Raw genomic sequence first — 24,930 nt, forward strand, 5'->3', positions numbered from 1 at the left:
CGTGAACAGTCTGTCTTGGTGAAACCAGCATGGGTCCCGGATCGAGTCCGGGATGACATGTCGATTGCTGTCAGCTTACCCCGAGCTCCGCCAGAATTTGCTCTTTCAGTTGCTGCACTGCAGGGCTTGAGAGCTTGCGCGGATGTGCAAAAGGCACTGCAAACGTCGCCTGTATGCGGGCGGGCCGCGGGGACAACACGAGGATGCGATCGGCCATGAAGAGAGCTTCTTCCACGTCGTGTGTGATCAGCAGCACGGTGTGGCGCTCTTCAGACAGGATGCGCATCAACTCCGTGCGCATGCGCAGGTTCATCAACGCATCCAGCGCAGAAAACGGCTCATCCATGTACAGGATTTCGGGCTTGACGACCAGGGCGCGCGCCAGCTCCACGCGCTTGAGCATGCCGCCGGACAGTTCGTGCGGATAACTCTTTTCAAAGCCCTTCAGGCCCACCATGTCGGCATAGTGATCGGCCAGCGCGGCCTTGTCGCCGTGGCCGTCGCCATTCAGGCCAAACATCAGGTTCTGTTGTACGGTGAGCCACGGGAAAACAGAGCCGTGCTGCGAAATGACGATGCCTTTGGGGCTGGGTCCGTCGCGCTGCACGCCGTCAATGTTGACCGAACCCGAGTCGGCGCGCTCAAAGCCGGCAACAATGTTCATCAGGGTGGATTTGCCGCAACCCGATGGCCCGACGATGGCGACGAACTCGCCATCGGCCACAGAAAGGCTGACGCCGTTCACTACTGGCAAGGCCTCCTTGCCGGACGCAAAACTCTTGCGGATGTTGTCGAGTGAAATCTTAGCGACCATAGCGCCACCTGATAAATTTGAAACCTTCCAGACGGCGCATGCTGCCGTCCAGCAAAAGGCCGATAAGTCCGATGATCACCATGCCCGCAATGACCAGGTCATAACGGTTGCCCGCATTGCGTGAATCCATGATGAGGTAGCCCAGGCCGGATCGCAGCGCAATCATCTCGGCCGCCACCACCACCAGCCAGGCCACACCCAGGCCAATGCGCATGCCCACAATGATTTCTGGCAGCACTGCAGGGATGATCACCTGCCTGAACAGCGCGTAGCGCGATACGCCAAAGTTATCCGCTGCACGCAAGTAACGCTTTTCAATGGTGTGCACGCCAGCTGCCGTCTGCACAATCATCGGAAAAACCGAGGCCAGAAAAATCAGGAAGATGGGCGACACATTGCCCACGCCAAACCACAAAATGGCCAGGGGAATCCATGCAATCGGCGATATCGGCCGCAAGATCTGAAAAATCGGGTTGAGCGTGCGGTAGGCGCCAGCCACCCGGCCCATCCACAGGCCCAGCGGCAACGCAACCAGCGTGGCAATCAAGAAGCCCGTGCCGACCCTGAACAGGGATGCGCCTATGTGTTCCCATAGCGTTCCGTCTTCTACCAGCTCCATGGTGCCAGTCACAACCTGCAACGGGGTCGGAAAGATCACGCTTTCGGTCTGCACCACCACCACCCACCAGCAGGCGACCAACGCCACCAGCACGGACAGTGGCGCAAGAATGTTTTTCATTTTTTCCACTCAAACCTTTCACTCATCACAGTTCACTCATCAAAATTGTTTCTTCAAGGCTGCGTAGGCTGCATCGGCACGCCAGCGAAGCCGCTCAACCGGGGTGGCGGGCATGGGCGCCACGAGCACGCTCATCTCCCCGCTGGCATGCGCACTGCATGCGAAATCGTAGCGCGACGCCACGTCAAAGGGCAGGCGAAAGCTTTGTCCCGGCATGATCAGCGTTGGGCCAAAGATCTGCGGCACTTCGTCCAGGTTTCGCAGCAAAAGCACGTCTTTCACGCCGAGGGTCAGGCGCACTTCAGACGGCAGAATTTCCACCTTGTCGCCCGCCATGCGCCGGGCCCAGGTGCCTTTGGGGATTTCAAACAGTTCGTCTCTGGATTCAGCGCTCAGCGGCGCGAAGGCCGCCCAGCCCATCGTGCCCAGCGCGGACAAGGTGGCAACCAAAAGAAGGACATGCCAGAAGCGGCGCAAGGACATCAGCAAACCACCGCTTATTTTTTGAGCAGGATTCTGGCGTCGTACGCAATGTCGTCGGCGGTGCGCCCGAAGGGCATCAGAGCGCGCAGACTTCCCTTGCTGTCCACAAAATACAGGTAGGAGGAGTGGTGCACCGTGTAAGCGGTTTTGCTGCCCTCGACCATTTTTTTGGTCGCGGTGATGCCGTAGTCCTTGCGCACCTTTTCAAGCTGCGCCGGTGTGCCAGTCGCGCCGATGAAAGTGGGGTCAAAGGCCGCCAGAAACTTGCGCATGTGCTCTGCAGTGTCGCGTTCCGGGTCCACCGTCACGTAAATTACTTGCATATCCGCAGCCAGCGGGCCCAGCTTTTTGCGCGCTTCGGCCAGCATGGCCAGCGACACGGGGCAGACGTCGGGGCAGAAGGTGTAGCCAAACTCCAGCACCACAAGTTTGCCGCGAAAGCGGCTCAGCTTCAGCTCGGTACCGTCTGAACCACGCAGGTTGAAATCGGGGGCTGCGCGCGGTGGGTCAAAAGCGCCCGACTTGAGGCCGGCGTTTGATGGCGGGGCGGCGGCGCTTGCCAGGCCCACACACATGACCAGCGAAAAAAATGCAGAAAGTGCGCGTTTCAAAGTGAATCCTGGAATCAAAGGGTGATGTTGACGGGCTTGATGCCCTTGACGAAGCTTTCGTCAACATAAGTTTCATAGGCGACGGGCCGCTTGAGAGTGCCGGCCTCTATGGAAAGCTTCATCAGTTCGTCGAACTCGGCGCGGATCATGCGCAGATCGCCGTACGTGACCCGGTCCGCCGGATTTTCCATCACGAAGCGGATGATGTTGGGGTCCTGGTTGAAAAACTTCCGGCCTGATGCAATTTCCACCGCCTTGTTGCGGCTGGCTGGGCCTTTGTCAAGCCATGTGCCTGCTGCCTGAACGTGGTTGACCAGGTCCTGCACCAGCGGGCGGTTGTCACGGATCAGTTCCTCGCGCACGGTGAGCACACAGCAGATGTAGTTGCGCCACTCGTCACGCGTCATGGACAGGGGCCGGGCGTAACCTGCGCGCTGCGCCGCCGCGCCAAAAGGCTCGCCGGTGCAATAACCATCGACAGCCTTGGCATACAGCGCGGCTGGCATGTCGGGCGGCGCCATTTCGATGATCTCGATGTCCTTGGGCGTCATGCCTTCGCGCGCCAGCATCTTGCGCAAGAAGAGAAAGTCGACCGCAAAACGACTTGGAATGGCGATGCGTTTGCCTTTCAGGTCGGCAAAACGCTTGTGGGTGGAGTCGGTCCGTACCATGATGACCGCCCCCGAGCGGTGCCCGAGCGAGACAATTTTGAGCGGTATCTTTTTGTCCGTCAGGTCCATCACCAGCGGGGCAAGCATGTAGGCCGCCTGTATGCGGCCGGTCATGAGCGACTCCTTGATTTCCGGCCAGCCGTTGTACTTGCTGTATTCGTAGTCGACCGTTGTAATGCCCGCCCTGGCATTGGCAGCGGCTTTGGCTACACACGCCACCGGAAGGGTGAGGTTGCAGGTGACAGGCAGGCCGCCCACCAGGATGGGTTTCGGCGACGCGGCGGTAGCAATGCCGGTTACACCTGGCAGAACGGCGGCCATGGCCGCGCCCAGCACATGCCGACGCTGCAGCTGCTTTGGAATGGCGTGACGATCTGTGGGCATTGCAGCATCTTACCGGCTACGCCCCAGCGTCTGGGGTTAAATACAGGCATGCAAATGACTGATCAAGACGATCTCGACCAAAAAATCAACGAAGCCCGCATGTGGCGGGACAACGGCTGGACCGCACGCGTTATCAAGAACGATGACGACGATGGCTGGGCGGTGGCCATGACGCCACATGGCCAGACGGAGCCGGCGCTGGTGGGGCCCTGGACCATGGGTCGCGACAAGAAAAATCCCAAACCGCTGGACTCATCGGCCTTCAGCACTTTGGTTAAAACGGCAGCAGAGTTTGTGCGCCGCCATGAGCAACAACTGCATGCCACCTTGCACCAGAGCGTGGATATTGCCAACAGCAGCGGGCACTTCAGCGTCTCGCTGGACATCGAACCCGACGAGGACAACCCGTCCGCCATGCTGCGCGCCAGGGACTCAGCAGGCGCGTTGCTGGCAGAGGTCCGCGTGGCGCCGTCGTTCAAGCTCACGCGCGCAAGTGCCACCGCGTGGGGTGAGGCCGGCTTTGCGGCATCCACCGTACGCAAAGGCCTGTCCGCATGAACAAACCTTCACTTGTTGGCGCGCCTCTGAAGGTCGCCGTCATGGGCGCTGGCGCGGTGGGGAGCTATTTTGGCGGCATGTTGGCGCGCGCCGGTCACGACGTCGTGTTGATCACCCGGGCGCAGCATGTGGAGGCCATTGCTAAAGATGGACTGCGCATGCAAACCACCAGCTTCGACGAGCAAGTGCCCGTGCAGGCCAGTGCTGAGGCCAGTGCAGTGCAGGGCGCACAGGTGGTCTTGTTCTGCGTCAAGTCAACGGACACCGAAACCGCAGGCGAACTGATGCGCCCGCACCTGGCGCCAGACGCATTGATTCTGACGCTGCAAAATGGCGTGGATAACGCCGTGCGTCTACGCAGGGCGTTACCTCGTCACGCTATAGCCGCCGCTGTTGTGTACGTTGCCACCGAAATGGCGGGCCCCGGCCACGTACTGCACCATGGCCGCGGAGATCTGGTCATAGAGCCCGCGGGTGGCAGCGAAGCCGCCGCCAAGGCCCTGATTGCAGCGGGCGTGCCTACGGAAATCTCGGACAACGTGCGCGGTGCGTTGTGGTCCAAGCTGATTTTGAACTGTGCCTACAACGCGGTATCGGCCATCACCCAGCTGCCTTACGGCAAAACGGTGGACGGAGAGGGCGTGAGAGACCTGATGGGCGACGTGGTGGCTGAATGCCTGGCTGTCGCCAAAGCCGAAGGTGTGCAGGTGGCTGGCGATGTCCACGCAGCGGTAGACAAGCTGGCGGCCAGTATGCCCAATCAGTTTTCATCCACCGCGCAAGACCTCGCGCGCGGCAAGCGCAGTGAGATTGACTACCTCAATGGGCTGATCGTTACGCGCGGAAAAGCGCTTGGTATCACAACACCGGCCAACCGCGTGTTGTGGGCGTTGGTAAAGCTGCTTGAGAGCAAGAGTCTTTAAAGTCTCGTTGCAGCTTATGCCTCACTCAGGGCGGGATGTGAGCAAAAATGGCCATTTGCCTTTTATCGGCGGGCATAGTTTGCTATGATAGTTATAGCAAAATACCACTCTGGATAATTTCCATATGGAGTCAGGTTGCGGCGGGCAGGGCGCCAGCCGACTGTAAAAACGCTTGCAGAACCGAAAAATCCAGCGGCTTGGTCAGGTGGGTATCAAATCCGGCGGCTTTGGTCCGGGTTTTGTCTTCATCGGTGCCAAAGCCTGTGAGCGCAGCCACCGTCACCCGCTCCGCGCCGGGCATGGCGCGCAGGGCGGCAATGACTTCGTAGCCGTTCATGCCGGGCATGCCGATGTCCAGCAACATGACCTGGGGCAGTTGCTTGCGTACTATCTCCAGCGCAGCGGGGCCGTCGTACGCCACCTTCACCTGGCAATCCATCAGGCGCAGGACTTCTGCCAGGCTGTTGGCGGCGTCACGGTTGTCGTCAACGATCAGGATTTGGGGTGCGGGCGGCCCGGCCGGGCTTTCGTCGGTGCTGCTTTGCGCCACGCCCGCGTTGGGAAGGAAAAATCGGAAGGTGCTGCCCAGACCCGGACCGTCGCTGGTGGCGGTAAGGACCCCCCCGTGCATTTCAACCAGCGAGCGGGCCAGCGTCAGGCCAATACCGAGGCCGCTTTCTTTGGCAGCTGTCTGGGCATCGCCCTGCGCAAACAACTCAAAAATGTCCCGGATCGCCTGTTTGGAAAGGCCCACGCCGTTGTCCCGCACAGACGTGTGAAGATCGCCACCATCCTGCCAGACCTTCAACTCAATCTCGCCCCCTTCGGGTGTGTATTTGGCCGCATTGGTAAGCAGGTTTTGCAAAACCTGCGTCAGCCGGGTGGAGTCACCCTGCACCCAGAAACCGGCATCCGGCATGCTGACCGTGAGCTGGTGCCGGCGCGCGTCCATCAGCGGGCGCACAGCCTCTACCGACCGTGACACCACCTGGGCGTAAGCCACCTGCTCAGCCTTGAATCGAATCTTGCCCGTGGTGAGGCGCCCCACATCCAGCAGGTCGTCGACCAGCCGCGTCATGTGGGAAAGTTGCCTGTCAATCATGTCGCGGCTGCTGCGCACCATCGGGCTGGGGGAGGGTTCCAGCTGCAGGATGGTGACGGCATTGCGAATGGGCGCCAGTGGGTTGCGCAGCTCATGTGCCAGCATCGCCAAAAATTCGCTGATTCGCTTGCTGGAGCTTTCAAGCTCGTGGAGCCGGCGCCTTTCGGTCATGTCGCGTGTCACTTTGGCAAACCCACGGAGTTGCTTTGCCGCGTCGTACACGGGCGAAATGACCACGTTGGCCCAAAATGCCGAGCCGTCCCTGCGCACACGCCAGTCTTCCATTTCGGCGCGGCCCGCCGCAAGGGCCGACTTGAGTTGCGCCTCAGGCGTGCCGGCTTCCTGATCTTCCGGCCGGTAGAGCATCCGGAAATGCCGGCCAATCGCTTCCTCGGCGCTGAAACCCTTGATCAGTTGGGCGCCGCTTTTCCAGCTTTCGATGATGCCCTGTGGATTGAGCATAAAGATCGCATAGTCCCGCACGCTTTCAACCAGCAGCCTGAAGCGCTGCTCGCTTTCGCGAACCGCTTCCTCCGCCTGGCGGCGTTCTGTCAGGTCGCGCGTCACCTTGCCATAACCTGTCAACGTACCGTCGGGGTCGCGCAGGGCGGTGATGATCACATTGGCCCAAAAGCGTGTACCGTCCTTGCGCAGGCGCCAACCTTCTTCCTCAAACCGTCCGTCACGCGCTGCACGCCGCAACTCCTCGGTGGGCCACTCCGCGTCGACGGCTTCCTTGGGATAGAAAAGGGAAAAATGCCGGCCAATTACCTCGTCGGGCCGGTACTGCTTGATACGCTGCGCGCCAATATTCCATGACACCACCACACCCGTGGGGTCGAGCATGAAAATGCCGTAATCCTGAACTGCGTCTACCAGCAAACGGAAGCGGTCGGTCGATGCCTGTTCCCGGGCAGGAGGTGACGAAATTGACATGAAAGAATGATAGCGAGTGAAGCTCGAAATCCGTAAAGGCAGTCGCCCCGATGCTGCAAATCGCTCCCTTGTCCTACAAATGGCGGCGGTCGCGTCGCTTGTCAGTCGGCCACAAACAACCCGCAGATAAGGCGCCAGTGCCTGGGCTCCACTGGTGTGATGGACAGGCGGTTGCCCTTGCGCAAAATCAGCAGGTCTTCAAGCGCTGGCGTCGCACGCAGCTCAGGCAAGGTCAGGTTCCGGGTTTTCTTCAAAACCTTCACATCCACCAGCAGCCAGCGCGGCTCTGCTGGTTTTGACTTGGCGTCGTGGTAGTGCGAATTTGGATCAAACTGGGTTGGATCCGGGTAGGCTGTGGAAGCCACTTCCGCGATACCGACGATGCCCGGCTCAGCACAACTGGAGTGGTAGAACAGCACGCCGTCCCCGACCTGCATGCCGTCGCGCATGAAGTTACGCGCCTGGTAACTGCGCACGCCGACCCAGGGGACGGTTGATTTCTTCGCCGCAAGGGCATCGTCAACCGAACATTCTTCGGGTTCGGACTTCATGAGCCAGTAGTTCATTCAGCCGATTTTATGGGCGGGCCTTCAAAACCGCAGCCCGAACCCGATGAATCAGCTCGACGAGCTTGTCACCATCGCCGCCACCAGCTGTCCCACCTCTGCAATCGCGCGGTCGCGCACCGGCAACTCGGCTTTGGTTTGCGTCAGGTAGGCCGTCACCAGAATCGGCGCCCGACCCGGTGGCCAGAAAATGCCGATGTCGTTGTTGCTGCCGTGGTTGCCGCCGCCGGTTTTGTCGCCCACCCTCCAGCCTGCGGGCAGCAGCGCACGCAATTTACGGTCACCGGTTTTGTTGTCCTGCAGCCAGCGCGTGATCTGTGCCCGCGATGATGCCGTCAGCGCCGTGCCCAGCACAATTCTTTGCATGCTCTGCAGCATGGCCTCGGGCGTGGTCGTGTCGCGCGGGTCGCCGGGCGTGGATTCGTTCAGCTCTGGCTCGAATCGGTCCAGCCGGGTAATGTCGTCGCCCAGGCTGCGCATGTAGGCCGTCAGCCCCAGCGGGCCGCCCATCTCTTTCAGCATCAGATTCGCGGCTGCGTTGTCGCTCAAGGTTATGGTGGCTTCGCACAGCTCTGCCAGGGTCATCGGCACACCGCCCACCCGTGGCTTTGTGGCAGGCGAGTGTTCAATGATGTCAGAGGCACGCACGAGAATGCGCCTGTCCAGTTGCTCCTGCCCCTTGTCCACTCGGGACAGCACCTGGGCTGCCGCGAGAAATTTGAATGTGCTGCACATCGGGAAGCGCTCTGTGCCCCTGTAAGCGTAGGAGGCACCGGTTTGGGTATCAAGCATGGCCGCGCCCAGCCGGCCACCGCTGGCTGCTTCGATCTGTCGCAAAGTCTGTTGAAAACGGTTTGCCTGCGAAGCGTTCGTTGCCGCTCCCAGGGTCTGGGCGCACCCGCCGGCCAACAGGGCTGAGGTGACCACACCGGCTGATCGAATAAATTGACGTCTATGCATTTTCTTGGGGATTGGAGTTGAAGGGACCTCATGATCCATTTGTAGAGCCGGCGGCACAAACGGTAATATTCAGGCTTAAACCCAAGAAAAACTTGGCCTCATTGCTATCGATTGCTATTGATTCACTGCCATGCATCTGCCCTTGAACGCCCTGCGCGCTTTTGAAGTTTCAGCCCGACATCTCAGTTTTACCCGAGCAGGGCTTGAGCTCAATGTCTCGCAGGCGGCGGTAAGCCAGCAGGTCAAGAACCTGGAAGATCGCCTCCAGGTGCCGCTGTTTCGCCGGCTCCCGCGCGGCCTGGCACTGACAGACGAGGGCCTGGCGCTGTTGCCGGTGTTGGCCCAGTCTTTCGAGCGCATAGGCCAATTGCTGGACCAGTTTGGCGACGGGCGAGCCCGCGAGGTGCTGACCGTGGGCGTCGTGGGTACCTTTGCCGTAGGCTGGCTGATTCCGCGGCTGCGCGACTTTCAGCAGCGACACCCGTTTGTAGATTTCCGTCTTTTCACCAACAACAACCGGGTTGACATTGCCGGGGAAGGCCTGGACTACGCCATCCGTTTTGGTGACGGCGCCTGGCATGGCACCGATGCCCAGGCCCTGCTGGCGGCGCCGCTCTCACCCATGTGTACGCCGGCGATGGGCAAGGCCTTGAACACCCCTGATGACCTGGCCGGCCAGGTGCTGCTGCGTTCTTACCGCGCTGACGATTGGGTGGACTGGTTTGCGGCGGCGGGGACCCCAAGCCCCTTGCTGCGGGGCGCAGTGTTCGACTCCTCGTTAACCATGGCAGAAGCCGCCGCGCAAGGAGCGGGCATTGCGCTGTTGCCGGTACGCATGTTTACGCGGGAGCTGCAACAGGGCCGGCTGGTGCGGCCCTTCGAGGTGGAGGTCAGCAACGGCCGCTATTGGCTGACCCGGCTGAAGTCGCGCCCGGTGACTGTGGCCATGCTGGCGTTCAAGGCTTGGTTGCTGGAGAACGGCGCGCGGTAAAGGGCGGCTGCCGGATTAGCCAGCGCGCTGGGTTGCTTCCTGTTTCAGTTCGGGCGGCAGGCGCTTAAGCAGGGCGCGGATGGCCATCGGAACCAGCACCAGATCGTCTGCAATGCCAAAAAACGGCAGCATGTCGGGAATCAGGTCTATGGGCGAAAACAAGTAGACCGCAACGGCTGCCGTGCCCCATTTCAGCCAACTCGGTGCCTGGGGGTGGCGAAGCGCAAACCACAGCTGACGCGCGTCGCCGCGTAGCAATACCCACAGCAGGGTCAGGCGTTTGAACATGGTGGCTCCTTAATAGAGGGAAGGGGAAGCCCGGCGGGCCAACTCATGCGCAGATGGCGATGGCGGCGCGTTGTGCAAGGGGCTTTCACAGGGCGTTACATTCGCCCGCTCCTCCAGGTTTGGCTTTAGCCTTGACAGGTCTTCAATGTTTGAATAAAGTCATTAACAAATAAGTTAATAATTAAATGACTGCATCTCTAGACAAAATATTTGAAGCCCTGGCCTCGGGCCCGCGGCGCCAGATTCTGGCCTATCTCACCGAAAAGGAGCTCAGCACCACCGAGTTGGCGGAGCGCTTTGCCATGAGCACCCCCGCCATTTCACGCCACTTATCGGTGCTTGAAAACGCGGGCTTGGTGACCAGTGAGCGCAGCGGTCAGTTTGTGCTTTACAAGCTCAACGGCGACAGCCTGGTCAACAGCCTCACGGGCTACGCATTTGAACTCTGCCCGGTGGCTCGCCCCCTGAAACGGGATCGCGTGGCCGCCAGAACACATAAAGTCAAGTAAAGAAGGAGGACGCAATGCGCAATCTCACACAGGTCGTCGAAACGTTTCCGTCGGTTCGCATCCCATCTGAATCGGGTGGGCTGGCCGTGGAGGTGTCGCTGATTGCCCAAATCGGCCATGGTGCTGGCAATCATTTGTTTGCCAGCGTGGCGTCGAGGCAGCGTCAGCACAGTGCCTTTGTCGATGAACTTGATGAGCCGTCTGCCAAATTGGGCGGCACCGATTTCTCCAAGGGTGACGCCACCTCGCTGTATTCTTTCGTAGTTGGTCCCAAGGGGCATCCGTTTCATCGCCACGCAGGGCATCGTATCTTTACAGCGGTGTCGGGCAGCGGCGGGGCGCAGTTGCGTTTCTCTAGCGTGTCTGAACAGCAGATTCAGGAAGATCCTGAAAATTTCATACGCGCCCTTCGCTTCGTGAACATACCGCCGGACTGCCTGTTCACCGTGCGGTTTGGCGGAGAAACCTGGCACCAGTTTTCTGCTCTTGCGCGCAACTCTTTGCATCCGGTCTTTTTTGCGCTGTCCTGCCATACCAACGAGTTGGGCGGCAACCTCTCAGAAGCCTTGAAGGAAGAGGTGCTGAGCAACGAAGCCAGTATTCCGGCGTTGACAGAGCTGCTGCCCGATTCGGTGAAACAGCTTCTTCAGGCAAAAGATTTCAAAGCAGACGCTGTTCCGACCACGACCTTGTCGCTGGACGCACCTCCCGGGACCTTTCATCGGGTGGTCTGCAACACCGTTCGATGCGGTGCGGGCTTGGTACGCGGCTGGTGGGGTTCCTGGAAAGGGGCGTCAGGCTTTCTTTCACATGGTGGTTCCGCCCGAAGCGTGAAGGAACTCGCCAGTCCACCAGTTGATTCATTGTTGCTTCGGCAGTTGTCGGAGGTACGCGCCCACCATGAGGACACCTTTAGTCTGCGTGTGACCGGCACCAGTTTTGGGCATGCCAGCGCCACGAACTTATTGGCCGCAGTGCTGGAAGGATTTTTGCTCAATGCTCCAAGCGGTGTATCCAATCTCATGGCACTGCGCAACGTGCTGGTTAAACCTCTGGGCTTGCGCACATCGCCACTGGGTTGCCCGGTTTCGTCATTGTTGTCGCCGGACACCAGCAACCTGTTTGCCAATCGTTACCCCGTGCTTGACCAAAGCATCAACGCCACCGACACCAAAGCCCAGGTCATTCTTGGTGCCAACGACAAGCACCTGCTGTTCAGGTCCTGCGTGAGTGTGGAAATTGTCGATAACCACCATGTGGATGTCATGCTGGGTACTCGCGTTCATTGCAAAAACCTGTTTGGCCGCTTTTATATGGCCGCGATTGACTACGTGCACCGCCACTACGTTACGCCCACGATGCTGCGGCTCTCAGTGGAATATGCGATTGTTCAGGAAAGAGATTTGCCCGTGTCTTCGAAGTTGGCCACCGCCTAAGTTGCTTCATTAAGTTTGAGCGGATCGGGTCAGGCCGGTTCAAAGTCGATAAAACTCTTTTCAGCATCCACCGCTACCAAACGCACCCGCAAGGTGTCACCCACGTCCAGCCCTTCAAAAGCCCGCACCACGCGCCCCTCCAGCAGCGGGCTGTTGATGCGCACAAACGTGCCCTTGGGTGCGGCGCCGGTAACGATGGCGTCAAACACATCGCCTATACGACCATGGAGCAAATACGCACCGGCCGCTTTGAGCACCTGGCGCTCGACCTTGCTGGCGTTGTCCTCCTGCAGTGTGCAGTGTTTGGCAATGTCGGCAAGCTGTTCAGCGGAGTAGGGGGGCGCTTCGCGGGCCAATGCTGCTTTGAGCAGGCGTTGTGTCACAAGATCCGGAAAGCGGCGATTGGGCGCCGTGGAATGGGCGTAATCGTTGATGGCCAGACCGAAGTGGCCGGCCTCGTCGCCGTTTGATACTGCGCCTTTGGCTCTTGCGGGCGCAGCTGCGTACTCGCCTGAGCCCAGCAGCTTCACCACCGCCAGCGACAGGTCCGCAAATCCGCTGGGGTCGGCGCTGCGCCGAGCGGTCAAAAATCGGTCAAGCGCCAGTGCGTCCGGCAGCGCGGGCAAGGCCACGCCATGGCCTGCAGCAAGCGCCACGATGCGATCCCAGCGGCGGGGCGACTGTAAAAAGCGGCGTATGGACGGGAAGCCCTGGTCCACCAGAAAACGCGCCGTCGCGCCGTTGGTGGCAATCATCAGGTCGGCAATCAAATCCTTGGCGCGGTTTTTCTCGTCAGGGCGCAGGTCTGTCAACTGCCCGTTTTTGAACACCGGCCGCGCCGCGATGGTGTTGACGTTCAGCGCACCGCGGGACTGGCGCCATTGCCGCAGCTTGCCAGCCAGCACGTCGTGCAAACGCACCTGTTCTTCAAGGCCAGTCACGCTTGCGATTTGCGGGGGCGGCGCTGCTTCGCCGTCCAGCCACGCCGACACGGCGTCATAAGTGAGCTTGGCACGGTTCAAGACCAGTGCGCGGTAGATGTCTGATTCAGCCACCGTGCCGTCTGCGGCGACCAGCATGTCCACCACGACGGCCAGTCGCTCCTGGCCTTCGTGTAGCGAAGTCAGGTCGGTAGACAGCACCTCGGGCAGCATGGGGAAAATGCCAGCTGCTGTGTACACCGAGGTGGTATTGGCAGCCGCATGGTCGTCCACCGCACCGCCTTGCTGCACCAGCCAGTCAACATCCGCCACCGCCACCAGCAGGCGCGCGGTGCCATCCGCCAACGGTTCGGCCACGCTCGACTGGTCCAGGTCGCGTGTGTCGTCGTTGTCAATTGAGAACCAGGTCAGATGCCGCAAGTCGCGGATGTCTGCACTGCGCTCAGGGGCGGTGTGGCGTGCCGCCTCCGCTTCTTGTAAGGCATGTGGGGAAAAGGCGGGCAGCAGGCCGCGGGAGCGCATGGCTTCTACGGCGATCTGGTGGAGGTGGGTGGGGTTCATTGAAAGGTGAAATTGAGTGATGCTGCGGTCGCTATCGATTTGATAGCCATCTGCGCCCGTGTGAAAAGGGCTGCTGGCACATTTGGCTTACAAAGTCCCAGCAAGGCATCAGATTCATGATTGGACAGACTGATTCGACTCCAGAGGATGTTGCGCGTTTGCCTGCGAAGCAACTTCCGACAGCGGAAGGTAAACGGTGAACTCGCTCCCATGACCTATGCCTTCGCTATAGCCCTGCACGGTCCCGCCATGCAGCTCCACCAGCCCGCGCACCAGCGCCAGGCCAATGCCCAGACCGCCTTGTGTGCGCTCCAGCGCGGAATCGACCTGGGAGAACATCTCGAAAATACTTTGCGCGTTGTCCCCGGTCAGGCCAACGCCGTTGTCGCGCACCCAAATTTTTGCCATCTGGCCCTGACGCATCGCGCCTATCGATATCCTGCCACCGGGGGGCGTGAATTTGACGGCGTTGCTGAGCAGGTTAAAAAGCGCCTGGCTGATGCGCGTGGCGTCGGCATTCATTTCCAGTGACTCGGCGGGCAGCGATACCTCCAGCTCGTGCCCTGCGGCATCTACGAGTGACCTGACCGCATCGACCGCATCACGCAGGGGAGTCAGCAGCGATATCTGCTTTCTCTGGAGGTTGATCTTGCCCTGGGTAATACGCGAGACATCCAGCAAATCGTCCACCAGCCGTGCGAGGTGCCTGGACTGCCGGTCGATGATCTGCAGGGCCCAGTCGGCACGCTCTGGAAGCGGCGATACACGCGCCATCACGGCGACTGCATTGCGTATGGGGGCGAGCGGGTTGCGAAGTTCGTGGGCCAGCGTTGCCAGAAACTCGTCCTTGCGGCGGTCTTGCACGCGCAGTACCTCTTCGGCGTCGCGCTGGGCCGTGATGTCGGTGTTGGTGCCAAACCAGTGCATGACAGCGCCGCTGGCATCCTTGAGCGGGGACGCCCGGGTCAGAAACGGCCTGAACACCCCGTCCACACCTCGCAAGGGAAAAACCATTTCAAACTGCTCGCCTGTGGCAATGGCGCGTTGCCACTCAGCCATCACGGCCGGCAGCATGTCGGGGTCGTGCAGCGACTGCCACCCCCAGCCTTCCATGTCTTTTTCGGTGGTGCCGCTGTAGGCATACCAGCGCTTGTTGTACCAGTGGATCCATCCGTCAGGGCTTGCCATCCATGCCAGCTGCGGCATGCCGTCGGCCATGACGCGAAAGCGGCTCTCAATGTCCCGGGCTGCCTCCTCGCCGCGTTTGCGCGCCGTGATGTCCACGCCTATGCCCAGCAGCATCAGGGCCTGGCCGTCGTCCCCGTAGGCCGCGCGGCCGCGCCAGTCCATCCAGCGCCATTCACCCGACGCGTGTTGAAAGCGGAACTCAACACCAAAGTCCTGGCGGGCAGACAGGGCATTTGCCACCGATTGTTTGATGCCGACACGGTCTTCGGGGTGTACGAACGCCAGGTAGTCCTCTTCAGTTCCCGGCGCGCCGCCCGGCGACAGACCAAAGATCTCTTCAAGCTCCGTGCTCCACCACACGCCATTGCCCGGGTAGTGATACGTCCAGGCCCCCATGCGTCCAGCCTGCATGGCCAGACTGAGAACGTCCCGGCTTTCCCGCAAGGCGGACTCGGACAGCGCGGTGGCATGCGCTGAGAGAAGGCTGGCGTACAGCCGGGATTGCTCGGTGAGCAGAACAATCAGAACGAGGCTGGAGGCAAGCAGCGCATAAACCCGGCCGGCGTAAAACCCCAGGTCATATCGGCCCGCATTAAAGATGGCAACCAAACCGATTTCAAAAAACCAGCCGCACAACACCACCAGAATCCACAGGTCAAGAATCGAGTGCGGTTTGCGCCGCCACAACACAGCGACGGCCAAAGCGGCGATAAACCACTGGCCATAACGCGCGATGTCAAAGGCTGTGGAGTACTGATTACCGGTCAGAACGGCTGGCAGCAGGTCATGGCCGGCAGATGCCAGGGTGGTCAGGAGCGCGACCACAAGCACAACTGCGAGGATGGATCCGGGAACCAGAAAACTGGATACAGGTGACACAGCCCGATGTCTGCGAAGGGCGAAAGCCATTACAGCCAGGGGAAAGCCGGTATGCCAGAAGATGAAGAGGTAAGCCGTTGTCTGCGGGCCGGTAGTCAGCAAGCCCTTGGGTGAAAACACACCGGGAAAGCTGAGCATGTGCATGAAGGCCATCAGCGCTGCGAAAACATACCCGCAGGCCAGCACCAACAGAGCCCGGCTTTGCGTGACCCGCATTTGACCAATCAGGAGCGTGGCCGTGACGATGCTGTTGATGATCAGCGCCGTCTGCACCATCGGGATGAACATGGGATGCTGCGCAAGCGGCACCTTGGCGTAAACGGCCAGCGCCAGGAATAGTCCCAGCGACACGAGCATCACGGTGAGGGTCGCCCTCCGCGTGCGCTGGTCGGCGGGGAGTACCGACAAAACAAAGGGCTGGGCCGGGAGAGCCGTGGGTTGACCCGCAGCTTGGGCTGGGGCGGTTGTAACTTCGTGCAGGCTGGTCATTGTTCAGTCGGCTACAGGGCTGAGCATGGGTTCAGGGCGAGGCGTAAAGCTTACCTGATGGCACGCCGGTTTTTAAGCGCGGAATCGAATCGCCTGACTGTCATGCTGATAGTCTCTGCCTCTCTGCCTTGCAGATCGGTGGCTGAGCGCTGAGTACTGCTCAATCCTTGAGGTCCACCTTCAGCGCGGCGAGTTTTTTCGCATACGCATCCCTGCGCTTTGCTGCTTTTTTTGCTGTCTCGACGGCCATCTGAATCGCCCTGGGTCCCTTTGTCGCAACAGCTTTGATCAATCCGAATTTGTGCGCCGCCTCTGCCTCCGCCCGCCTGAAAGTGGCGATGAGCTCGGCATGGGCAATGGGTGATTTCACAAGTACCTCCCCGACGTCAAGTCATAAAACGGGTGGTGGATGGGCGCCTCGGCAACCGCAAATTCGCCGCGACTTCTGGCGTTTCGGCGGCTAACATGCCGTTCTTCCAAACCTTCAACCGATTCGCCCGCAAGCGAATTGCCTCCACCACGTCCCGCGCCTGCAGCAGCACAAAACTTGCATCACAGCCAGCTTCCAGCCCGTAGCCTTCGAGGTGCATCACCTTCGCCGCATTGACCGTCACCGCATCAAAACAATCACGAATGCCTTTCTGGCTCGTCATTTGCGCAACATGCAAACCCATGTGCGCAACTTCGAGCATGTCGCCGCTGCCCATTCCGTACCAGGGGTCCATCACGCAGTCGTGGCCGAAGGCGACATTGACGCCTGCCGCCATCAGCTCAGGCACGCGGGTCATGCCGCGGCGCTTCGGGTAGGTGTCGTGGCGGCCTTGCAGGGTGATGTTGATCAGCGGGTTGGCGATGACGCTGACGCTGACGCCTGATTCGGCAATCAGCGGCAGCAGCTTGCTCACGTAGTAGTTGTCCATGCTGTGCATGGAGGTGCAGTGGCTGCCGTTGACGCGGCCTTGCAGTCCGAGACGCTGCGCTTCAAACGCCAGGGTTTCGATGTGGCGGCTCATCGGGTCATCGGTTTCGTCGCAATGCATGTCGACCAACTTGCCGCGTTCGGCGGCTATTTCGCACAGCAGCTTCACGCTGGCTGCGCCTTCAGCCATGGTGCGTTCAAAGTGCGGAATGCCGCCGACCACGTCTACGCCTTTGTCGAGTGCGCGTTGGAGGTTGTCGACACCGCCTTTGCTGCGCAGTACGCCGTCTTGCGGGAAGGCCACGAGTTGCAGATCGATGTAGGGTGCGACTTGTTTCTTCACTTCCAGCAGTGCGTCCACCGCCAGCAGGCTGGCGTCACTGGTGTCTACATGGCTGCGAATGGCGAGCAGGCCCTTGGCCACGGCCCAGTCGCAATAGGTGAGGGCGCGATCGATGATGGCGTCGGCTTTGAGTGTCGGTTTGAGTTCTCCCCAGACCGCGATGCCTTCCAGCAGGGTGCCGCTCTCGTTGACGCGTGGCAGGCCGTAGCTGAGCGTGGCGTCCATGTGGAAGTGCGGGTCCACAAAAGGCGGGCTCAGCAGGTAGCCGTTGGCGTCCACCGTCACGTGGGCGGGGGCGTCCAGGCTGGCTTGTACGTTGACGATTTTTCCGTTCTGCACGGCAACGGACATGTGGGTTCTGCCGTCGGGCAAGCTGGCGTTTTTGATGAGTAGGTCAAGCATGAGGCTGTTTCCTGCTATTGAATCGATAGCGAACTCTTCCCGTCTTTATTTGGCGAGATGGCAATTTTGTTCATTAGGCCGTGGCTTGGGCAAGGCTGTCATCCCGGGCCATAGTGCTCATCCCCGGACTTTAGTCGTCATCCCGGACTAGATCCGGGATCCATGCCCGCATGCCGCCATACGTGCAAAAAGCAGGAGAGTTGGAATGCCAGATATGCGCCAATCTACAAATCAAACAGCCGCTGCACAAGCCACCATCCTGCCAGTATCGCCACCCAGATGGACCCACCCTTGAGTATCCCCAAGCGGTAGAACCTTGTTGCGCGCAGCCAGAAGGCCACCGGCAGAAACGCGGCGACGATGGCCAGTTGACCGAGCTCGACGCCGACGTTAAAGCCCACCAGTGCCAGTACCAGCGCGTCTTTGGGCAAGCCCAGGTCTGCCAGCACCGATGCAAAACCAAAGCCATGGATCAGGCCAAACACAAAGGCCATGACCCAGCGCCGGTTCTCCAGCGTGCCGCGCAGGTTGTTGAGTGCGGCGACGATGACGGAGGCCGCGATGGCCGACTCGACCAGGCGCGAGGGCAGGGTGACAATTTCCAGCGCTGCCAAGCTCAGCGTGATGGAGTGCGCCAGCGTAAACGCGGTGACAACCTTGAAAACTTCCTTGACCGCACCGCCCAGCTGAGGCGCGGGCTCCCAACGCCCTTCACGCCGCACCAGCACCGCCGGCAGCAGCAGGGCCAGCAGAAAAAGGATGTGGTCATACCCGATCCAGATGTGCCACACACCCTCCACCACGTACTGGCGCAGGGTTTCCCAGACGCCGGTGGGCTGCAGTGCCAGAAACTGACTGGCCGACTCGGTGCCGAAGACGAGCGCCTGAGCCTTGTCGCTGCCGGGAGCTATCCACTGCACCAGGCCGCGGTGCGTAGGGTCTACGTCAAAAAACATTGAGTAGGCGGCTTTGACTTCCTTAGCCAGGCCTTCGCACTGCGCGCTGAGGCTGAGCACCGCGTAGTTGCCGTCGCTGTGTTTGTCCAGCATCAGCGGGCCGGTGCTGGTCAGGGTGCAGGCTTTGTCGGCAGAGCTGAGGGCCAGGCGGCCCGTGGCCAGCTTGGTGATGTCGTCACTGCGTTGGCGTACTTCGCCCCAGTTCAGCTCGCCATTGCCATCGCGGTCAAGTTGCAGCACGTAATCCACGTCACGCAGGGCAATGTCCCAGCGCACGGCGATGTTGTTGCTACCCTGGGTTGCGCGCAGGGTGAGGTAGCTGTCGCTGGGCTTGTGCGCCCAGGCGGTGGTGGACAGCAGCAGTGCCAGCAGGAAGAGGGCGCAGCGTTTCATCGGGCGGCCCCGGGCGTGGACAGCTTTTCTGAAAGGCCAGTTAGCACCGGGTCTTCATATTTACTGGTGCGCAGCCAGTCCAGCGCAGGCACGGCGGCGCGCGGCTGCTTGGCGGCCAGTGCCGCGCGCATCAATACCTCGGCGTCGCGGGGTTCTTTCTGATCCGCGTAGTTGCGGGTGGCCAGGTCCAGCGCTTTGGCGGGCTGGCCTTCGATGTCAAGCTCAAATCGCGCGGCTTCCTGCTCGTGTAATTTGTCACCGCGCAGGGCGGCTGCCTGAAAGCGCTCGCGCAGCTGTGTGGCCCAGTCGGCTGCGCGTGGGTCTTTGGCAGCACGGCCTGCGAGCGCCAGGCGCAGCAGCAGGATGTCGGATCTTTCCCAGCCCGCCAGCAGCGTCAGCACCTCGGCGGGGCGTTGCCTGGCCAGCAGAAAGTCTGCATAGGCGCCCAGCAAAAATTGGTCTGTTACCCCTTGTTTAAGCGCGCTGCGGAAATGGGTTTCTGCGGCATCGAGACGTTGCAGGCGAACGGCCATCTCGGCCAGGCGTGTGTTGAGCCACAGCAGCATCTCCGGCGATGCTTTGGAGGCACTGGCCACGGCTTTGGCGAGCGATTCAAACGCGGGCAACAACTGGCCAGACGACGCGCGGGCGTAGGCGCTGCAGCCGGCACCCAGCAGCGGGTCGGCAAGTGGGGTCAGATGATCGCACTCTGCCTGCGCCTCCGCATAACGCGCTTGCACCATGTAGATGGCGGCGCGCCAGGACAGAGGCTCGGGCGATGTGGGGTTGAGCTGGCTGGATTTGGCAAGGCTGGTCAGCGCGGCTTCAAACTCATGGCTGTATTGCTGGATCAGCCCGCGCAGCAGCCAGTAGTCGGCGTTGTTTGCGGCGGAGGTGGCAAGCGGTGCCAGCGCGGCAGAGGCATAACCCACGTAACGCGGGTCGCCCTGGGCCATGGCCAGGTCAAAGTAACGGCGGGCAATTTCAAGCCGCAGGGCGGTGTCTTCAGGGCGTGCCGCAAGTTGTTTGCGCAGCGACTCCACCCGGCCGATGGCCGGGTCGCTAGCCCTGCCGGGCAGGCGCTCAACCACTTCGCTGTCGCTGGCGGGTGTGTAGGGTGCTGAGTGCGCTGTTCCCAGAAAGACAAGCAGGGCGAGGCCGATGGTTCTCATGTCAAACCCGAAGACTATTAAATTGATAGCAAACTTCGCTTGCTATTAAAGGGCAGAGTGGCTATTTTGTTCCGAAGATGCGGTCACCGGCATCCCCCAAGCCTGGCAGGATGTAGCCGTGCTCATTGAGCTCTCGGTCTATGGCTGCGGTGTAAATGGGCACGTCGGGGTGGGCCTGCTGCAGGGCGGCGATGCCTTCGGGGCAGGTCAGCAGGCAGACAAACTTGATGGACTTGGGGTTGAGTTCTTTCAGACGGTCCACCGCCGCAATGGCGGAGTTGCCAGTGGCCAACATCGGGTCTACCACCACGATGTCGCGCTCCTGCATGTCGTGCGGCATCTTGAAGTAATACTCCACCGCAGTGAGTGTTTTCGGGTCGCGATACAGGCCCACATGGCCCACGCGCGCGCCGGGCACCACGCTGAGCATGCCTTCCAGAATGCCGTTGCCAGCGCGCAGGATGGAGACAAACACCAGTTTTTTGCCGTCGATCATCTTTTGCGTGGTTTTTTCCAGCGGCGTTTCGATTTCGATGTCCTGCGTGGGCATGTCGCGCGTGACCTCGTAGGCCATCAGCATGCTGACCTCGTTGAGTAGCGTGCGAAAGGTGTTGGTTGACGCATCTTTGCGCCGCATCAAGGTGAGCTTGTGCTGGACCAGCGGGTGGTCGATTAGGTGGACTTTGTCACTGCGGGTGGTCATGGTGTATGCCTCAAAGTTCAAAAAACGGTGCCGTCACTGCGGATGTTCAGCGGCGGCTTGCCTTCACGCAATTGCTGGGCCAGCGCGCGGCCCGCCGCCCAGGTGCCGCCCTCCAGCACACAGGCCAGCGGCATTTGCTCGGCGCTCAATCCTAACTGTGCACGTACCAGCGGCGCGATCTCGTCGAGCAGAGCCACGGTCAGTGCGCGCCACTCGACGATCAGTTCATCACCGGCCTCCAACGAGCGATCTGCCTGTTGTGCGTCTTTGAGCTTGAGGACGCCCGCGTCTAAAAACAGGCCTCCGTTGCGGTACTCCGGCAGGCCGGTCAGCGCGTCCAGACCGTCCACTCGCACGCCAGCCCATTCAAAGGGCTCAAGCAATGAGTAAGTCAGCCATTGCGACAGCTTGTGAAAAGGCATCCAGCCCGCGCTGGCGTCATTGGCATCGGCACCCGCTGCGGGGTGGCGCCAGCAGTCGCCAAGGGCGACGCCGTCGATCGCGTTTTGCGCCGGCCAGATGGGAGCCAGGCCCGTCAGCAGCAGAGTCAGCAAATCATGCGCCCGTATGGCATTGGTACCTGGCGGTGCAAGCCGGTCGAAGAGGTGTCCCGGCCGACCGGGCTGTCCAAAAAGTGCGGCGTCGTCCTGCAACGCTTTGCCCAGGCTGCGCAGCAACGCAGCGCGGCCGTCCAGGCCCACCAGTGGATTGTCAGAGCTGACTTGAAAAGCCTGAGCCAGCTTGTCAGTTGTGACGGCCTGCAACCCGGCAGCATCAGCCTGCAGAGGGTGCTGCGGGTCGCTGGAGAAAAGTCCGGCCATGAAGGCATGAAAACTCGCCACGCCCAGTCCTTCAGAGCGGGTGTAGGCCTGCTCTGCGTTGTGGCCTTTCGCTGCCTCAAGGTAGCGCCAGTCCGGTCCGGCACCCGCGTCGAGCAACACGCTCACAAGCGCCAAGTCAATCTGTGCACGGGCACGTTCAACCGGCGTGGCTGAGGCAAGTGCGTGATTGAATCGCGCGAGCCGGTCCACGCCACCCGCTTCAAAATGCCGCCAGCGGCTGTGATACGGAATCTTCAAGTCCGGGTAGCGCTGCTGGGTCAGGGTGGCAACCTGGGCTGCGGCCTGTGTCATGGCGCTGTCATGCACCGTAAACCATGACGACTCGCCACGGCGCGCACGGGCCAGCAGCGCTGCAGCGCGGGAACGGATGGTGGTGGTTAAGCGCAGGTGTGTGGCGGCCTCAGACATCCAGCCCCCGCCCCTTGGCTTTTTTCAATTCGTCCGACGTGGGCACCGCGCCGGGCGTGAAGTAGCCGGCCGCCATCTTGGCGTCCATCTCCACTTGAGCGTCGGCGGGAATCAAATCATCCGGAATGTTGACGCGCTCCACCACCTCAATACCGGCGCGGGTGATGGCGTCGTATTTCATGTTGCTCATGGACACCAGGTGGTGAATTTTCTTGATGCCCAGCCAGTTGAGCACGTCGGGCATCAGCTCCTGAAAGCGCATATCTTGCACACCCGCCACACATTCGGTGCGGTTGAAGTACTGGTCTGCGGTGTCGCCACCGACTTGCCGTTTGCGCGCGTTGTACACCAGGAACTTGGTGACTTCACCCAGCGCCCGGCCTTCTTTGCGGAAGTAAGACACCAGGCCTACGCCGCCACGCTGCGCGCCGCGTATGCATTCTTCGATGGCGTGGGTGAGGTAAGGGCGGCAGGTGCAGATGTCCGAGCCGAATACGTCAGAGCCATTGCATTCATCATGAACACGGGCTGTGAGTTCAATGTCCGGGTTGGCCAGATCACGCGGCTTGCCGAAAATATAAGCAGTGAGGCCACCGATGGGCGGCAGAAACACTTCCAGGTCGCTGCGGGTTACCAGCTCCGGATACATGCCGCCGGTTTCCTCGAACAACACGCGGCGCAAGTCGGCCTCGGTGCAGCCGAAACGTTTGGCCACCTCGGGCAAGAACCACACCGGCTCCACCGCCACCTTGGTCACCATAGCCGCGCCGCCGGCTGTCAGGTACTTGCCGTCGGCCTTGAGCCTGCCGGATTGCAGCGCCTCAATCACCTCGGGCAGGATCACATGCGCTTGCGTGACGGCAATGGTGGGGCGAATGTCATAACCCGCTGCCAGCTCTGTGGCAAAAACGTCGGCCACCGTGGCGCCCCAGGGATCCATGGCGACGATGCGACCGGGCTCGCTCCATTGCGGGTAGGGACCAATGATGTCGGTCGGCGAGGTATTGGTCAGGTCGGCCTTGTGATTGGCCGACAGCGCGCCCGATGCCACAGCCAGCGCACGGTAAACGCTGTAAGAGCCGCTGTGTGTGCCGATGACGTTGCGGTGGCTGCGGGTGGTGGTGGTGCCAACGACCGGAGCGCGCTCTGCAGCGGTGGCGGCCGCCCAGTGGAGGGGCAGGGCGCCGTAGCCTCCGGCGTGTGAGGTCAGGCGGATATGGCGGGGCGGGGTGTCGGCAGACATGCAGCTACCTTTTCTTGCCGCCGAAGATGGTACCCAGCGCGCCGCGCAGCACCTGCCGCCCCAGTGCGCGGGCTTCAGACTTGAGCACGGACTGCACCAACCCATCCCGTTGTCCGCCACGCGGACCCGTGGAGCCGAAGAGCACGTCGCTCAGTCCGCCCATGAAACCGCCGGAAGCTTCGGCGGTTTTGGCGGTTTCGGTTTGCACGGCTTCGGTGCGCGCCTTCAGCATTTCGTAGGCCGACTCGCGGTTCACTTCCTTTTCATACACGCCCGCCACCAGCGAGCCCGCCAGCAGGGCTTGCCGCTGCTGCGGCGTGATCGGGCCCAGCTGGCTGCCCGGCGGCAGCACGAACACCCGCTCCGTGACGCTGGGCCGCCCTTTGCTATCAAGCAGGCTCACAAGAGCCTCGCCGACAGCCAATTCTGTGATGGCGGTTTCGATGTCCAGCCCGGGTTTTTGCCGCATGGTCTCAGCCGTGGCCTTGACGGCTTTCTGGTCACGCGGTGTGAAGGCCCGTAGCGCGTGTTGAACCCGGTTGCCTAATTGGGCCAACACCGAATCAGGAATGTCCAGCGGGTTTTGGGTGACGAAATACACGCCGACGCCCTTTGAGCGCACCAACCGAACGACCAACTCGATGCGCTCAATCAACGCCTTGGGTGCGTCGTTGAACAGCAAATGAGCCTCGTCAAAGAAAAACACCAGCTTGGGTTTGTCAGGGTCGCCAATTTCCGGCAACTGTTCAAACAGTTCGGACAGCATCCACAACAAAAAGGTGGCGTACAGGCGCGGCGAGTTCATCAATTTGTCAGCAGCCAGCACATTGATGACGCCATGGCCCGCGCCGTCGGTTTGCATGAAGTCGCTGATATTGAGCATGGGCTCGCCGAAAAACTTGTCGCCGCCCTGGGTTTCGATTTGCATCAAACCGCGCTGGATGGCTCCCACGCTGGCGGCGCTGATGTTGCCGTATTCAGTCGTGAACTTGCTGGCGTTGTCGCCCACGTGCTGCAGCATGGCGCGCAGGTCCTTCAGGTCCAGCAGCAGCATGCCCGCATCGTCTGCAATTTTGAACACCAGGTTGATGACGCCCGCCTGCGTCTCATTGAGGTTGAGCATGCGGCCCAGCAGCAGCGGGCCCATGTCTGTCACCGTGGCGCGCACCGGGTGGCCCTGCTCGCCAAACACGTCCCACAGCGTGGTCGGGCAGGCGCGTGACTCAACGGGCTCAATGCCGCGTTCTTTCAGGACCGCAGCCAGTTTAGCGCCTACGGTGCCCGCCTGGCTGATGCCGGTCAGATCGCCCTTGACGTCGGCCATGAAAACCGGGACGCCGATTTTGGAAAAGTTCTCGGCCATGGTCTGCAAGGTGACCGTCTTGCCGGTACCGGTGGCGCCGGTGATGAGACCGTGGCGATTGGCCAAGCCGGGGAGAAGCTCACACTGGACCGACGCGTTTTTTGCAATCAATAAGGGTTCGGCCATGGGGTTCCCGTGATGAAAAAGTAAAATGAAG

Annotated in this window: 24 protein-coding genes; 5 read left to right on the forward strand and 19 right to left on the reverse strand. The window is 60.9% G+C overall.

The genetic code is table 11. The features are described 5' to 3' along the window. Positions 1 to 70: 70 nt before the first annotated feature. The 5 genes from VE934_RS17100 to VE934_RS17120 are packed head-to-tail and all read right to left on the reverse strand — an operon-like array spanning position 71 to position 3,702. The gene (locus tag VE934_RS17100) at positions 71 to 814 is read right to left on the reverse strand and encodes an ABC transporter ATP-binding protein (protein WP_324889757.1); all 744 of its coding nucleotides are present in this window, start codon (positions 812 to 814) and stop codon (positions 71 to 73) included. Then, the gene (locus VE934_RS17105; protein WP_324889759.1) at positions 804 to 1,553 is read right to left on the reverse strand and encodes an ABC transporter permease; all 750 of its coding nucleotides are present in this window, start codon (positions 1,551 to 1,553) and stop codon (positions 804 to 806) included. Before VE934_RS17105 ends, VE934_RS17100 begins: the two co-directional genes overlap by 11 nt. Before the next feature lie 39 nt (positions 1,554 to 1,592). Beyond that, positions 1,593 to 2,036 carry a hypothetical protein gene (locus VE934_RS17110; protein WP_324889761.1) on the reverse strand — a complete coding sequence of 148 codons (444 nt, stop codon included), beginning with the start codon at positions 2,034 to 2,036 and terminating at the stop codon, positions 1,593 to 1,595. Positions 2,037 to 2,050: 14 nt separating this feature from the next. Beyond that, a complete protein-coding gene (locus VE934_RS17115) occupies positions 2,051 to 2,647 on the reverse strand; it encodes an SCO family protein (RefSeq protein ID WP_324889764.1) in 597 nt (198 codons plus the stop codon). A 14-nt stretch (positions 2,648 to 2,661) separates the two neighbouring features. Then, the gene (locus VE934_RS17120) at positions 2,662 to 3,702 is read right to left on the reverse strand and encodes an ABC transporter substrate-binding protein (protein ID WP_324889766.1); all 1,041 of its coding nucleotides are present in this window, start codon (positions 3,700 to 3,702) and stop codon (positions 2,662 to 2,664) included. A 54-nt stretch (positions 3,703 to 3,756) separates the two neighbouring features. On the opposite strand from VE934_RS17120, the gene VE934_RS17125 reads away from it, so the two are divergent. After that, positions 3,757 to 4,260 (forward strand): hypothetical protein, encoded by a 504-nt coding sequence (locus VE934_RS17125; protein WP_324889768.1) that lies wholly within the window; start codon positions 3,757 to 3,759, stop codon positions 4,258 to 4,260. Between the two features lie 26 nt (positions 4,261 to 4,286). Beyond that, on the forward strand, positions 4,287 to 5,183 hold the full coding sequence (locus VE934_RS17130; RefSeq protein ID WP_324889919.1) for a 2-dehydropantoate 2-reductase: 897 nt from the start codon (positions 4,287 to 4,289) through the stop codon (positions 5,181 to 5,183). Positions 5,184 to 5,313: 130 nt separating this feature from the next. On the opposite strand, the gene VE934_RS17135 is transcribed toward VE934_RS17130, so the two are convergent. The 3 genes from VE934_RS17135 to bla all read right to left on the reverse strand — a co-directional run bounded on the left by VE934_RS17135 (position 5,314) and on the right by bla (position 8,747). Next, positions 5,314 to 7,221, reverse strand: coding sequence for a PAS domain S-box protein (locus VE934_RS17135; RefSeq protein ID WP_324889770.1), 1,908 nt, complete (start codon positions 7,219 to 7,221; stop codon positions 5,314 to 5,316). 101 nt (positions 7,222 to 7,322) lie between these two features. After that, positions 7,323 to 7,787, reverse strand: coding sequence for an EVE domain-containing protein (locus VE934_RS17140; protein WP_324889772.1), 465 nt, complete (start codon positions 7,785 to 7,787; stop codon positions 7,323 to 7,325). 51 nt (positions 7,788 to 7,838) lie between these two features. After that, positions 7,839 to 8,747, reverse strand: a complete 909-nt coding sequence (bla, locus tag VE934_RS17145) for a class A beta-lactamase (RefSeq protein WP_324889774.1) — start codon at positions 8,745 to 8,747, stop codon at positions 7,839 to 7,841. A gap of 130 nt (positions 8,748 to 8,877) precedes the next feature. Here bla and VE934_RS17150 point away from each other — a divergent pair, with 130 nt between their 5' ends. Further along, positions 8,878 to 9,738 carry a LysR family transcriptional regulator gene (locus VE934_RS17150; RefSeq protein ID WP_324889776.1) on the forward strand — a complete coding sequence of 287 codons (861 nt, stop codon included), beginning with the start codon at positions 8,878 to 8,880 and terminating at the stop codon, positions 9,736 to 9,738. Positions 9,739 to 9,753: 15 nt separating this feature from the next. On the opposite strand, the gene VE934_RS17155 is transcribed toward VE934_RS17150, so the two are convergent. After that, the gene (locus VE934_RS17155; RefSeq protein WP_324889778.1) at positions 9,754 to 10,026 is read right to left on the reverse strand and encodes a YkvA family protein; all 273 of its coding nucleotides are present in this window, start codon (positions 10,024 to 10,026) and stop codon (positions 9,754 to 9,756) included. Positions 10,027 to 10,211: 185 nt separating this feature from the next. Between VE934_RS17155 and VE934_RS17160 the strand changes: the two genes are divergently transcribed. Then, positions 10,212 to 10,535 carry a metalloregulator ArsR/SmtB family transcription factor gene (locus VE934_RS17160; protein WP_324889780.1) on the forward strand — a complete coding sequence of 108 codons (324 nt, stop codon included), beginning with the start codon at positions 10,212 to 10,214 and terminating at the stop codon, positions 10,533 to 10,535. A gap of 14 nt (positions 10,536 to 10,549) precedes the next feature. Next, positions 10,550 to 11,971, forward strand: coding sequence for a DUF2867 domain-containing protein (locus VE934_RS17165; RefSeq protein WP_324889782.1), 1,422 nt, complete (start codon positions 10,550 to 10,552; stop codon positions 11,969 to 11,971). Positions 11,972 to 12,000: 29 nt separating this feature from the next. On the opposite strand, the gene VE934_RS17170 is transcribed toward VE934_RS17165, so the two are convergent. From VE934_RS17170 to VE934_RS17215, 10 genes are all read right to left on the reverse strand, one after another. Beyond that, positions 12,001 to 13,473 (reverse strand): RNB domain-containing ribonuclease, encoded by a 1,473-nt coding sequence (locus VE934_RS17170; protein WP_324889784.1) that lies wholly within the window; start codon positions 13,471 to 13,473, stop codon positions 12,001 to 12,003. Between the two features lie 114 nt (positions 13,474 to 13,587). Continuing rightward, on the reverse strand, positions 13,588 to 16,029 hold the full coding sequence (locus tag VE934_RS17175; protein ID WP_324889786.1) for a PAS domain-containing protein: 2,442 nt from the start codon (positions 16,027 to 16,029) through the stop codon (positions 13,588 to 13,590). A 160-nt stretch (positions 16,030 to 16,189) separates the two neighbouring features. Continuing rightward, positions 16,190 to 16,399 (reverse strand): hypothetical protein, encoded by a 210-nt coding sequence (locus tag VE934_RS17180; protein ID WP_324889788.1) that lies wholly within the window; start codon positions 16,397 to 16,399, stop codon positions 16,190 to 16,192. 16 nt (positions 16,400 to 16,415) lie between these two features. Next, positions 16,416 to 17,693: an amidohydrolase family protein gene (locus tag VE934_RS17185; protein WP_324889790.1), complete on the reverse strand. Its 1,278-nt coding sequence runs from the start codon at positions 17,691 to 17,693 to the stop codon at positions 16,416 to 16,418. A gap of 224 nt (positions 17,694 to 17,917) precedes the next feature. Further along, positions 17,918 to 19,042, reverse strand: coding sequence for a HupE/UreJ family protein (locus VE934_RS17190; RefSeq protein ID WP_324889792.1), 1,125 nt, complete (start codon positions 19,040 to 19,042; stop codon positions 17,918 to 17,920). After that, positions 19,039 to 20,214 (reverse strand): hypothetical protein, encoded by a 1,176-nt coding sequence (locus tag VE934_RS17195; protein WP_324889794.1) that lies wholly within the window; start codon positions 20,212 to 20,214, stop codon positions 19,039 to 19,041. Before VE934_RS17195 ends, VE934_RS17190 begins: the two co-directional genes overlap by 4 nt. A 61-nt stretch (positions 20,215 to 20,275) precedes the next feature. After that, entirely contained in the window at positions 20,276 to 20,917 is a 642-nt protein-coding gene (gene upp / locus VE934_RS17200; RefSeq protein ID WP_324889796.1) for a uracil phosphoribosyltransferase, read from the reverse strand. Positions 20,918 to 20,934: 17 nt separating this feature from the next. After that, a complete protein-coding gene (locus VE934_RS17205) occupies positions 20,935 to 22,167 on the reverse strand; it encodes a URC4/urg3 family protein (RefSeq protein WP_324889799.1) in 1,233 nt (410 codons plus the stop codon). Then, positions 22,160 to 23,410 carry a GTP cyclohydrolase II gene (locus VE934_RS17210; protein ID WP_324889801.1) on the reverse strand — a complete coding sequence of 417 codons (1,251 nt, stop codon included), beginning with the start codon at positions 23,408 to 23,410 and terminating at the stop codon, positions 22,160 to 22,162. The genes VE934_RS17205 and VE934_RS17210 overlap by 8 nt, the downstream gene beginning before the upstream one ends. Before the next feature lie 4 nt (positions 23,411 to 23,414). Beyond that, positions 23,415 to 24,899, reverse strand: a complete 1,485-nt coding sequence (locus VE934_RS17215) for a DUF853 domain-containing protein (RefSeq protein WP_324889803.1) — start codon at positions 24,897 to 24,899, stop codon at positions 23,415 to 23,417. Positions 24,900 to 24,930 lie beyond the last annotated feature (31 nt).

Origin of the sequence: Polaromonas sp. (assembly GCF_035638815.1) — a bacterium.
Taxonomy (GTDB): Bacteria; Pseudomonadota; Gammaproteobacteria; order Burkholderiales; family Burkholderiaceae_C; genus Polaromonas.